The organism is Pseudomonas sp. COW5, from assembly GCF_026240005.1.
GTDB classification, from domain to species: Bacteria; Pseudomonadota; Gammaproteobacteria; order Pseudomonadales; family Pseudomonadaceae; genus Aquipseudomonas; species Aquipseudomonas kribbensis.
The window spans coordinates 885039-897098 of record NZ_JAPHVP010000001.1; the positions used below are offsets into that span (position 1 = coordinate 885039).

At 61.0% G+C, this 12060-nt stretch carries 10 protein-coding genes; 5 read left to right on the forward strand and 5 right to left on the reverse strand.

The window, feature by feature from the left end; all coding sequences use genetic code 11:
• Positions 1-62: 62 nt before the first annotated feature.
• Positions 63-263 carry a hypothetical protein gene (locus OQ248_RS04050; RefSeq protein WP_007957826.1) on the forward strand — a complete coding sequence of 67 codons (201 nt, stop codon included), beginning with the start codon at positions 63-65 and terminating at the stop codon, positions 261-263.
• Between the two features lie 375 nt (positions 264-638).
• The gene (locus OQ248_RS04055; RefSeq protein WP_085712967.1) at positions 639-2114 is read left to right on the forward strand and encodes an inorganic phosphate transporter; all 1476 of its coding nucleotides are present in this window, start codon (positions 639-641) and stop codon (positions 2112-2114) included.
• A 657-nt stretch (positions 2115-2771) separates the two neighbouring features.
• Here OQ248_RS04055 and ccoM read toward each other — a convergent pair.
• The 3 genes from ccoM to OQ248_RS04065 form a co-directional block, all read right to left on the reverse strand.
• Positions 2772-2888 (reverse strand): cytochrome c oxidase subunit CcoM, encoded by a 117-nt coding sequence (gene ccoM / locus OQ248_RS29010; protein ID WP_007959205.1) that lies wholly within the window; start codon positions 2886-2888, stop codon positions 2772-2774.
• A 147-nt stretch (positions 2889-3035) separates the two neighbouring features.
• On the reverse strand, positions 3036-3197 hold the full coding sequence (locus OQ248_RS04060; RefSeq protein WP_167443762.1) for a hypothetical protein: 162 nt from the start codon (positions 3195-3197) through the stop codon (positions 3036-3038).
• A 141-nt stretch (positions 3198-3338) separates the two neighbouring features.
• Complete coding sequence (locus tag OQ248_RS04065) at positions 3339-3680, reverse strand: aspartate-semialdehyde dehydrogenase (protein ID WP_265812108.1); 342 nt, start codon at positions 3678-3680, stop codon at positions 3339-3341.
• Between the two features lie 241 nt (positions 3681-3921).
• Between OQ248_RS04065 and rapA the strand changes: the two genes are divergently transcribed.
• Positions 3922-6768 (forward strand): RNA polymerase-associated protein RapA, encoded by a 2847-nt coding sequence (gene rapA / locus OQ248_RS04070; RefSeq protein ID WP_265812109.1) that lies wholly within the window; start codon positions 3922-3924, stop codon positions 6766-6768.
• A gap of 67 nt (positions 6769-6835) precedes the next feature.
• On the opposite strand, the gene OQ248_RS04075 is transcribed toward rapA, so the two are convergent.
• A complete protein-coding gene (locus OQ248_RS04075; protein WP_347710544.1) occupies positions 6836-8185 on the reverse strand; it encodes an MFS transporter in 1350 nt (449 codons plus the stop codon).
• Between the two features lie 302 nt (positions 8186-8487).
• Between OQ248_RS04075 and OQ248_RS04080 the strand changes: the two genes are divergently transcribed.
• Together OQ248_RS04080 and OQ248_RS04085 are read left to right on the forward strand one after the other, a co-directional pair.
• A complete protein-coding gene (locus OQ248_RS04080; protein ID WP_119427285.1) occupies positions 8488-8841 on the forward strand; it encodes a YkgJ family cysteine cluster protein in 354 nt (117 codons plus the stop codon).
• 148 nt (positions 8842-8989) lie between these two features.
• On the forward strand, positions 8990-11272 hold the full coding sequence (locus tag OQ248_RS04085; RefSeq protein ID WP_265812111.1) for a bifunctional diguanylate cyclase/phosphodiesterase: 2283 nt from the start codon (positions 8990-8992) through the stop codon (positions 11270-11272).
• Here OQ248_RS04085 and OQ248_RS04090 read toward each other — a convergent pair.
• Positions 11163-12059 (reverse strand): NAD(P)-dependent oxidoreductase, encoded by an 897-nt coding sequence (locus tag OQ248_RS04090; protein WP_265812112.1) that lies wholly within the window; start codon positions 12057-12059, stop codon positions 11163-11165. The genes OQ248_RS04085 and OQ248_RS04090 overlap by 110 nt on opposite strands.
• Between the last annotated feature and the right edge of the window lies 1 nt (position 12060).

Below are 12060 nucleotides of genomic sequence, written 5' to 3' on the forward strand. Positions count from 1 at the left end.
TTCAATCGATTCGTTGCAGTGCGTTTCACCAGACATTTATCTCAACTCATACAGGTAGCACTGTGACGAAAGACGAACTGCGCGCGGAACTTGAGCGCCAGGAACAACGTTACAAGGAAGTTTACGGCGGGGAAGTCACCACCTACGCCGCTCAGCCGGAACCGGAACGCAAAGCCTGGCGTAAACGCCCGACCGTTCAGGATCAGGTCTTCCAGCAAGAACTGAAAAAAATGGAAGAGGAACTCAAAGCCGAAGAGCCTTGATGCCTTCCTTTGAGACTTTCGAGGGTAAGCGTACTCACCGGGTTACAAGCACGGTGGACTGACGATGCCTTGCGCGCCCGCTACCCGCGGGCAGCGGCCAACTCCCCTGTATTGCACAGGTCTGGAGCATGTCAGACACGTTTCTCAGATATTTCATACACGCTTCTGCCCCCTCCCGCCCCCCGGCCAATCCGCCGGATCTTCGCATTTTTATCAATCGAATCAAGGCCTTGCAAAACCCTCCAAAAAGCTTGGGTAATGCACCTTGATACAAATTAATTTGGCGAAGAAGGTTACCGATGAGCAGGTAGGGGATCGATTTCCAGTCTTTTCTGGCATAATCGCGCCCCCTTATGACCGGGTCAGAAAACCTTCATGATCGATTTATTCAGCGGACTGGATGCCTGGGTGCTTGTGAGCCTCCTGCTCGCCCTGACATTTGTCCTCGCCTTCGAGTTCATCAATGGATTTCATGACACCGCTAACGCGGTAGCCACTGTTATCTACACCAAAGCGATGCCGCCTCACCTGGCGGTGTTCTTCTCGGGCGTGTTCAACTTCCTCGGCGTATTGCTGGGCGGCGTCGGCGTGGCGTATGCCATCGTCCACCTGCTGCCGGTAGAACTGTTGATCAACGTGAACACCGGCCATGGTCTGGCAATGGTGTTCTCGCTGCTCGCCGCCGCCATCGCCTGGAACCTGGGCACCTGGTACTTCGGTATCCCGGCTTCCAGTTCCCACACCCTGATCGGTTCGATCCTCGGTGTCGGCCTGGCCAACGCCCTGATCAACGACATTCCGCTGGGTGATGGCGTGAACTGGCAGAAAGCGATCGATATCGGTGCTTCGCTGGTGTTCTCGCCGATGGCTGGCTTCCTGGTAGCCGCACTGGTGCTGATCGGCCTGAAGTGGTGGCGCCCGCTGTCGAAAATGCACAAGACCCCGGAACAACGCCGCAAGATCGACGACAAGAAGCATCCACCGTTCTGGAATCGCCTGGTCCTGGTGATGTCCGCCATGGCCATGAGCTTCGTGCACGGCTCCAACGATGGTCAGAAAGGCATCGGCCTGATCATGCTGGTCCTGATCGGTATCGTGCCTGCGCAGTTCGTGCTCGACCTGAACAGCACCACCTATCAGATCGAACGCACTCGCGACGCAACCCTGCACCTGAGCCAGTTCTACCAGCGCAACGCCGCCACCCTCGGCGAATTCCTGGCCCTGGGCAAAAGTGTCGAAGGCGACCTGCCGGAGAAATTCCGCTGCAATCCGCAGCAGACCGAACCGACCATTTCCGCCCTGCTCCACACCCTCAAAGGTGTATCGGACTACCACTCGCTGCCGGCGGAAAGCCGCATCGAAGTGCGCCGCTACCTGCTCTGCCTGGACGACACCGCGAAGAAAGTCGCCAAGCTCCCGGGCCTGGAAGCGCGTGAAAAAGCCGACCTGGACAAGCTGCGCAAAGACCTGACCACCACCACCGAATACGCCCCGTTCTGGGTGATTCTGGCGGTCGCCCTGGCCTTGGGCCTCGGCACCATGATCGGCTGGAAACGCGTGGTCCTGACCATCGGCGAGAAAATCGGCAAGCAAGGCATGACCTATGCCCAGGGCATGTCGGCACAGATCACCGCAGCGAGCATGATCGGCCTGGCCAACATCTTCAGCCTGCCGGTGTCCACCACCCACGTCCTGTCCTCGGGCGTGGCCGGCACCATGGTCGCCAACAAAAGCGGCCTGCAAGGCGGCACGGTGAAAACCATCCTGCTGGCCTGGGTCCTGACCCTGCCGGCCACCGTGGCCCTGTCGGCCGGCTTGTTCTGGCTGGCGTCGAAGGCGCTGGGCAGCTGATAGATCGTGGTAATGAAAAAGGCGTGATTCGAGAGGATCACGCCTTTTTTGTTGGTTTTAGAAAGGGAATACAGAGCGTGGAATGGTTAACATCAAAAGCGCCCTCACCCCAGCCCTCTCCCGGAGGGAGAGGGAGCCGACCGAGTTGATTGAGCAAGGTACGCCGACCTGAAATACCGAGTTGAACTCAGGCTAAAAACCAAAGCCCCGCAAAAGCTATATGCCCCCCCTCACCACTCAACACGATGAGCGTTAGCTCGAGTACCGCTTTTGACGTGCCGGCCCCTTCGGCAGGCTGAGTGGAGGGATTTATCCGGGGGTGGGGGTGGGCGCGTAGCGCCGTTCGACGAAGTCGAACACATCGAGAGGAGGTGCAGCGAAGCAAACCGGAGGCGATGCCCCCGGATGAATCCCGGAACGAAGGAACACCGAGCCTCAGCGAGGTGCCGAACGCCGGGGCCAAGCCTTTTGGTTACTTTTTGGCGTTTGAAAAAGTGACCCGCTGTAAGAGCGGAACCGCCAGTGGCAACACCCGCAGAAACGGATATTCACAAAGAACACCCAAAGCATGGTCGGCCCAAAGGCCGCCAAGAAGACAAAAAAAAGGGCAACCGAAGTTGCCCAAAATGCCTTGCGTGCTCATCAAACCCGGAAGAACTAAGGCTTCTTGCGCTTATTCGCATCCTTCCAGATAAAAAATCCAAACCCTGCAAAAAACAGAACCATGAGCCCAACCGTCAGAACCCCGGCAAACACCACGTTATCGAAAAACATGACTGGCCTCCTGGCCCCTGCTTTGCTGCGATGGAGCTAAGTTAACCAATCAGGCAGGCGCAGGAATTGACCGGGATCAATACCGGTCAAGGTGCGGAGCAAAGGAAGGGAAATAACTGACCTGCATCAACGGATACAGGGGGGAGATCAACGCTTTTTCGGTTTGTTTTTCGACTTTTTCTTCGGTTTTCCCAACGGCATGGCCTGTTCGAAGGCCTTGCGCACTTCATTCAGGCGTTTTTCGTTGAGGTCGTGAACCCGCTTGGCGCGTTCGGTGCTGAGGTCGATCAGTTTGTCGTCTTGGCTCATGGCGTTCGATGCATCGCTTGGACTGAATCACAACTGCCGGACCACCGACAGGACTGCGCCAATAATGCGGCCTCGCGCCGGCGCTGACCAGTCATCGACGTACAACAAATCGTGTATTCAAGACGCGGTGGTCGGGCGGCCTCAGATCTCGATGTCGACCCACAGGCCCTGACGCGGCTGGTCTTCCATCAGCGGCACCACCGGCACGGTGTTGTCGGCATTGAGTTCGGTGCCCGGCACGGCGAGGTGTTCTTCCGGATCTTCGTCGGCTTCGTGCCGGCGACGCTCACGCTCCTGCTGGCGGCGCTGCTCTTCGCGAAGCAGATAACCGTCCTCTTCAGGATCGCGCTTTTGCAGGTCGATGGTGCTTTCGTTGGAGCTTTCCTGCACCGGCACCACCGGGGGAATGTCCGGCCGCTGGCGGATCGGGTCCTGCTGGGATGTGATCGGCACGGCGCTCAGGGGGAGCATCGGTGGCAGCATATGAAGGGTCTCCTGTCAGCAGGCTATCGGCTGCGGCATCGGGGCCTTGAGCCATCGGTCGAAAACTTGTGACCGGGTTGGCACTCAATCGTGCCGCCAGCGCTCCTGAAACCGACGCATGACCTAATCTTCCCTCAGTCGGCCGTCGGCATTTAATAGCCGTACGCGACGCCTAATCCTTTGGCCTCAGGGCCTCATTCCGTTAAGATAGCCCGCTTTTTCAAGGTGGGAGTCAGGCAGCATGGCGCAGCAGTATCAACCGGGGCAACGCTGGATCAGTGACAGCGAAGCAGAGCTTGGTTTAGGCACCGTTCTGGCACAGGACGGCCGCTTGTTGACCGTGCTTTACCCGGCCACTGGCGAAACCCGCCAGTACGCGCTAAGGAATGCGCCTTTGACCCGCGTGCGATTTTCGCCGGGCGACTCCATCACTCACTTCGAAGGCTGGAAGATGACCGTGCGCGAAGTCGAGGATGCCGATGGCCTGCTCGTCTATCACGGCCTGAACGCCGAGAACGAAGCCGTCACCCTGCCGGAAACCCAGCTGTCGAACTTCATCCAGTTCCGTCTGGCCAGCGACCGTCTGTTCGCCGGGCAGATCGACCCGCTGTCGTGGTTCTCCCTGCGCTACCACACCCTGGAACACACCAGCCGCCAATTGCAGTCCTCGCTGTGGGGCCTGGGCGGCGTGCGTGCGCAGCCGATCGCGCACCAGTTGCACATTGCCCGTGAAGTCGCCGACCGCATCGCGCCACGGGTATTGCTGGCGGACGAAGTGGGCCTGGGCAAGACCATCGAAGCCGGCCTGGTGATTCATCGCCAGTTGCTCTCCGGCCGCGCCAATCGCGTGCTGATCCTGGTGCCGGAAAACCTCCAGCACCAATGGCTGGTGGAAATGCGCCGCCGCTTCAACCTGCAGGTTGCGCTGTTCGACGAAGAACGCTTCATCGAAAGCGATGCCTCCAACCCGTTCGAAGACACCCAGCTGGCCCTGGTGGCCCTGGAGTGGCTGGTCGAAGACGAAAAGGCCCAGGACGCGCTGTTCGCCGCCGGCTGGGACCTGATGGTGGTCGACGAAGCGCACCACCTGGTGTGGCACGAAGACAAGGTCAGCCCGGAATACTCCTTGGTCGAACAGCTTGCCGAGACGATCCCGGGCGTGCTGCTGCTCACCGCCACCCCGGAACAACTGGGTCAGGACAGCCACTTCGCCCGTCTGCGCCTGCTCGACCCGAACCGTTTTCATGACCTGGCCGCCTTCCGCGCCGAAAGCGAGAACTATCGCCCGGTGGCCGAAGCCGTTCAGGAGCTGCTGGACAAGGGCCGCCTCTCGGCCGAAGCGCACAAGACCATTCACGGCTTCCTCGGCAACGAAGGCGAAGCCCTGCTGACCGCCGTCAACGATGGCGACAGCGAAGCCAGCGCCCGCCTCGTGCGCGAACTGCTCGACCGCCACGGCACCGGCCGCGTGCTGTTTCGCAACACCCGCGCCGCCGTGCAAGGTTTCCCGGAGCGCAAGCTGCATCCGTACCCGCTGCCGTGCCCGGACGAATACCTCGAACTGCCGCTGGGCGATCACGCCGAGCTGTATCCGGAAGTCAGCTTCCAGGCTCAGCCGGACGCTACCGAAGAAGAACGCTGGTGGAAATTCGACCCACGTGTCGAGTGGCTGATCGATCAGCTGAAAATGCTCAAGCGCACCAAAGTGCTGGTGATCTGCGCCCACGCCGAAACCGCGATGGACCTGGAAGACGCCCTGCGCGTGCGTTCCGGCATCCCGACCACGGTGTTCCATGAAGGCATGAACATCCTCGAGCGTGACCGCGCCGCCGCCTACTTCGCCGACGAAGAGTTCGGCGCACAGGTGCTGATCTGCTCGGAAATCGGCAGTGAAGGTCGCAACTTCCAGTTCGCCCACCACCTGGTGCTGTTCGATCTGCCGTCGCACCCGGACCTGTTGGAGCAGCGGATCGGTCGTCTGGACCGGATCGGCCAGAAACACATCATCGAACTGCACGTGCCGTATCTGGAAACCAGCCCGCAAGAGCGCCTGTTCCAGTGGTATCACGAAGCACTGAACGCATTCCTCAATACCTGCCCGACCGGCAACGCCTTGCAGCATCAGTTCGGCCCGCGCCTGCTGCCGCTGCTCGAAGAAGCCGACGACGGCGAGTGGCAGACGCTGATCGACGAGGCGCGCACCGAGCGCGAGCGTCTGGAAGCCGAGCTGCACACCGGCCGCGACCGTCTGCTGGAGCTGAACTCCGGCGGCGCCGGCGAAGGTGACGCGCTGGTCGAGGACATCCTCGAGCAAGACGATCAGTTCGCCCTGCCGATCTATATGGAAACCCTGTTCGACGCGTTCGGCATCGACAGCGAAGACCACTCGGAAAACGCCCTGATCCTCAAGCCGAGCGAAAAGATGCTCGACGCCAGTTTCCCGCTGGGCGACGACGAAGGCGTGACCATCACCTACGATCGCAACCAGGCGCTGTCGCGCGAAGACATGCAGTTCATCACTTGGGAGCACCCGATGGTGCAGGGCGGCATGGACCTGGTGCTGTCCGGTTCGATGGGCAACACCGCCGTCGCGCTGATCAAAAACAAGGCGTTGAAGCCAGGCACCGTACTGCTGGAACTGCTCTACGTCAGCGAAGTGGTTGCGCCACGCTCGCTGCAACTGGGCCGTTACCTGCCGCCGGCCGCCCTGCGCTGCCTGCTCGATGCCAACGGCAACGACCTGTCGGCCCGTGTGGCATTCGAAACCCTGAACGACCAGCTGGAAAGCGTGCCGCGCGCCAGCGCCAACAAGTTCATCCAGGCTCAGCGCGATCAGTTGACGCCACGCATCAATGCCGGTGAAGACAAGGTCACCCCGCGTCACGCCGAGCGCGTGGCCGAGGCCCGCCGTCGTCTGGCAGCCGATACCGATGAAGAACTGGCGCGCCTGACCGCGTTGCAGGCGGTCAACCCGACCGTACGCGACAGCGAACTGGTGGCCCTGCGCAAACAGCGCGAGCAAGGCCTGGCCATGCTCGACAAGGCTGCGCTGCGACTCGAAGCAATCCGGGTGCTGGTCGCAGGCTAAACCGCCCTGCTACATCGCCAAAAACGAAAAGGCCCGCAGCGATGCGGGCCTTTTTGTTTGTCTGAAGTTACGCAGTCACCGCTGCGCCATCCGCCTCCACCACTGCCGACAACCCCTCCTTCATTCGCTTCGCATCCCGCACAAAGCACCGCGACGCCAGAAACAGAAACACCATCGTAAAGAACAGCGCCACCGGGATCAGGTACATCGCGTCATGCAGGCCGACAGCCTTGAACGCCTCGGTCATTTGCTCGGCCCCCGCCGAAATCATGGCCGACTTGGCAAAGTGATCCGACAAACCGCCCACCACCACCGGCCCCAGACCGCCGCCGAGCAGATACAACCCGGCAAAGAACAGCGCCATCGCCGTGGCCCGCAGGCGCGGTTCGACCACGTCCTGAATCGCCGTGTAGACACAGGTGTAGAAGTTATAGGCAAACAGCCAGCCGACACTGAACAGCGCGACAAACACACCGATCTCGATCCGTCCGGCATGCAGCGCCCAGGCGGTGCACACCGTCGAGATGATCAGACTGAACGCCGCAAACAACAGCCGGCCGCTAGCCACGCGCTGGTGAATCTTGTCGGCGATCCAGCCGCCCAGGGTCAGGCCGATCAATCCGGTCACCCCGACAATCATCCCGGTGGCCACCGCTGCCTCCTGCAATGGCATCAGGAAATAGCGCTGCAGCATCGGCACCAGAAACGAGTTGCAGGCATAGGTCGCAAAGTTGAAGCACAACCCCGCCAGCACCAGCCACAGGAACGTCGGCACCGCCAGCACCCGGCGGATCGGCTTGTCGACTTTCTCTTGCGACACCTGCACGGTTTCTGCCGCGCCGCGCTTGGGTTCCTTGATGAAGAACATGAACACCGCCAGCAGCAGCCCCGGCACGGCAGCGATGAAGAACGGCGCACGCCAGCTGTCGAACGCCTTGACCATCGCGCCGATGGTGAAAAACGCCAGCAGCAGCCCCAGCGGCAGGCCCAGCATGAAAATCCCCATGGCCCGCGCCCGACGGTGGGCCGGGAACAGGTCACCGATCAGCGAGTTGGCTGCGGGTGCGTAACTGGCCTCGCCGATGCCGATGCCCATGCGCACCAGCAGGAAACTCCAGAAACTGCCGACCAGACCGTTGACCGCCGTCAGCGCGCTCCAGGTCGCCAGCCCCCAGCCCATCAGTTTGCTGCGCGAGCCGGTGTCGGCCATGCGCCCCAGCGGCAGGCCGGCAATCGCATAGACAATGGTGAACGCAGTGCCGACGATCCCCAGCTGAAAGTCGCTGAGGTGCCATTCCATGCGGATCGGCTCGATGATGATCGCCGGGATGGTGCGATCGAAGAAATTGAACAGGTTGGCGAGGAACAACAGGAACAGAATGCGCCAGGCATTCGCCGCTTGGGTCGAGTTCTGCATGGGTCCGTCTCTTTTATTGTTATAGGGCTTCACTGCCGACGCATCCGAGCCCGGAACCTGCAATCTAGTCACGGCCGTCGGGGCTGTCTGTGATCATTCGCCAGCCTGATAGGGAGCCATGGCACTGTAACGAAACGTAAGCCCTTGAAAAGGCTCGAATCCCCCTAAAACCGGGGGTTTTGCGGAAAAATCCGGCAATGAAAAAATACTTTCGCGCCCCCCTTCCCAACGCCGTGGCAAAGCCTAGAATGGCCGCCGGATCCGTCCGGATCCAGCCGATCAATCCCTTTGATGCCCCTCCCATGTCCGATGTCAGTCCGTGTCTGAATTGCGGTGCCTGCTGTTCCCATTTTCGTGTGTCATTTTTCTGGGGTGAATGCGCATCCTCCGGCGGAACCGTGCCTGATGAACTGGTCACCCAGATCACGCCCAGCCGGGTCGCCATGATCGGTACCGACCGCAAGGCGCCGCGCTGCACCGCGCTGGAAGGCGAAGTCGGAAAGGCCGTGAGTTGCACGATCTACGACAAGCGCTCCAGCCCCTGCCGCGAGTTCGAGGCATCGTGGGAAAACGGCGAGCAGAACATTGATTGTGACAAGGCCCGCGCCCGTTTCGGCCTGCCGCCGTTGCAACCGCACTGGAACGAGGTCGCCTGAGCCTTAGCGCCAATCGCTATGGCGCTCATGCCAAAATCATTAGAACCAATGTGCCACCACGGCTTGCGCCCCGAAATCGGCCTCTATACTGCATTCATTCGCCTGCGTTGATGACGCAGTAAGGAAGCACTCAGAGACGGGGCATGCTATGGAGTGGCTTGGTTTGCAGTTTGTTGCCGAGCTGCCGGAGAGCGGGCAGGTCATCCTCAATTGCACACACAACCCCTTGCTGGTGCTGGTCGCCTATCTGGTGGCGTGCGCCGCGAGTTTCGCCACCCTCGACATGGCGGAACGCGTCGGCCATGCCGAAGACCCCGGATCGCGCCGGCTCTGGCGCTGGATCGGCGCCACTTGCCTGGCCGGCGGCATCTGGGCCATGCATTTCATCAGCATGCTGGCGTTCCAGACACCGATCGACATCCAGTACGACCTGGCCATTACCCTGTTCTCCCTGGTGATCGCCGTGCTCGCCTCCTGGCTGGCGATGCACACCCTCAGCGAACCGCAGCCCAGTCTGCTGCAATACTTCAAGACCGCCATCGTCATCGGCCTGGGCATTGCCGGCATGCATTACGTCGGCATGGCCGCCATGCAGTCCGCCGCCACCGCCTACTACGAGCCGACCCTGTTCGGTCTGTCGATCCTGATTGCCATCGGTGCCAGTTTCGCCGCGCTGTGGGTGGCCGGAAATTTGCGTGAAGGCAGCGGCCTGCACAACCAGATGCTCAAATACGTGGCCACCCTGATTCTCGGGGCCGGCATCATCAGCATGCACTTCACCGCCATGGCGGCGCTGCACTTGGTGCTGCCGGAGGGCAACATTCCCACCCTCAGGGCCGAAAACAGCCATCTGCAACTCGGGCTCACGGTTGCCTTCATCACACTGTTGATCCTCGGCAGTGCCATCAGCGCTGCACTGGCCGACAAGAAACTGCAGAACAAGGAGCAAGATCTGCGCCGGGTCAACATGTTGCTCAGCCAGCTCGATCAGGCGCGGATGTCGCTGCAACAGGCCGCCAATTACGACGCCCTGACCAACCTCATCAACCGTCGCGGCTTCAACCAGCTCTTTGCCGAAAAGCTCAGCCAGAAATCCACCGAGGGCGGCATGCTCGCGGTGATGTTTCTCGACATCGACCACTTCAAACGCATCAACGATAGCCTCGGCCATGATGCCGGTGACGAGTTGCTCAAGGTCATCGCCCAGCACATCAAAGGCTCGGTGCGCGGTCATGAAGACGTGGTCGCGCGTTTCGGCGGCGATGAGTTCTGCATCCTCATAGGCCTGCGTGACCGCGAAGAAGCCCGCAACCTGGCCCAGCGCATCATGCTCAAGATGAAGGAGCCGATCGAACTGGCCGGGCGGCGCATGGTGATGACCACCAGCATCGGCATCAGCCTGTTTCCCGAAGACGGCACCACCTGCGATGAACTGCTCAAGCACGCGGATCTGGCGCTTTATCAATCCAAGGGCGCAGGGCGCAACGGCGTGCACTTTTTCGATTCCAACCTGAAAAACCGCGCCAGCCTGGAACTGCAACTGGAGGAAGAACTGCGCCATGCCCTACGCGAAGAGAACGGGTTGATGCTGTATTACCAGCCGATCTTCGAACTGAAGACCGGCAAGGTCACCAAGCTCGAAGCACTGATTCGCTGGCAGCATCCGGTGCATGGCCTGCTGACCCCGGACCGTTTTATCGCCATCGCCGAAAACAACGGTCTGATCGCCGAACTCGACAACTGGGTGCTGCGCAAGGCCTGCGAAGACCTTGGCGAACTGTCGCGCCATGGCTGTGACGAATTGAAGATCGCCTGGAACTGCTCACCCCTGAATCTGGCCCGGGAAGAACTGGCCAATGAAATCGAACGCGCCTTGCGCAGCGCCGGGGTCGCCCCTGAACGCCTTGAGCTGGAGGTGACCGAAAACGCCCTGATGGGCAACATCGCCAATACGCTGGTGCTATTGCGGCAGATCCGCGCCCTGGGCGTGTCGCTGTCAATCGATGACTTCGGCACCGGTTATTCGTCCCTGGCCTATCTCAAACGACTGCCGCTCAACACCTTGAAGGTCGACCGCTCCTTCATCCTCGACATTCCCAAGGCCACCGCCGACATGGAAATCGTCCAGGCGATCATCGTCATGGCCCACACCCTGCACTTGCAGGTGGTCACCGAAGGCGTGGAAAGCCTGGAGCAATACGAATTCCTCGAGCGCTCCGGCTGCGACTTCATTCAGGGTTACCTGCTCAGCCGTCCGGTGCCGCTGCACGAACTGCGCCCGGTCCTCGAAGAGATCAATCAGCGCAAACACGCCCACTCGGTCAATCCGCTGACGCTGGCTCGCGGTACATTTTCACCAGTGTCGATGGATCTCTCTCCAAAAAGCCCTGCGCCCCATGCAGGCGCATCAGTTGTGCGGCCAATCCGCTGATCGGCGTGGCCGAGCCGACTTCACGGGAAAACTTCACCGCCGTATCGAGATCCTTGAGCAGCGTGCGCACATGCCATTTCACCGGTTCGAAACGGCTTTCGGCCATTTGCGGGGCGAGGATCTGCAGCGGCTTCGAATCGGCGAAACCACCGGCCAGCGCCTCGGCAATCAGGCTGGCGTCGACCCCGGACTGCTCGGCCAGCGCGACCACTTCGGCGATCACCAGCGCATTGCAGGCAACGATCATCTGGTTGCAGGCCTTGGTCACCTGGCCGGCACCAATGCCGCCCATGTGCGTGACGCGCTGACCGAGAGTGAGCAACACCGGGCGAACCCGATCAAGATCTGCGGCATCACCACCGACCATGATCGCCAGGCTGCCGGCCTCCGCACCGACGACGCCGCCGGACACCGGTGAGTCGAGCCAGGCCATGCCGTTCTTTTGCGCCAGTTCTGCTGCCATCTCGCGGGTCGCCGTCGGTTCAAGGCTGGAAAAGTCCACCAGCAGCTGACCGTTTCTTGCGCCTTCAGCAACACCGGCCGGACCAAACACCACCTCGCGAACCACCGCCGTATCGGCCAGGCAGAGCATCACCACGTCGGCCTGCCCGCACAGTTCGGCCGGGGTCGCGACTTGCCGGGCACCCGCCTCCACCAGCGGCGCGCACTTGTCCGGGTTGCGGTTCCACACCGTCAGCGGATAACCCGCCGCCAGCAGACGCCGGCACATCGGCAGCCCCATCAGTCCGATTCCGGCAAACCCCAACGAAGGTAGCGTTGACATCATT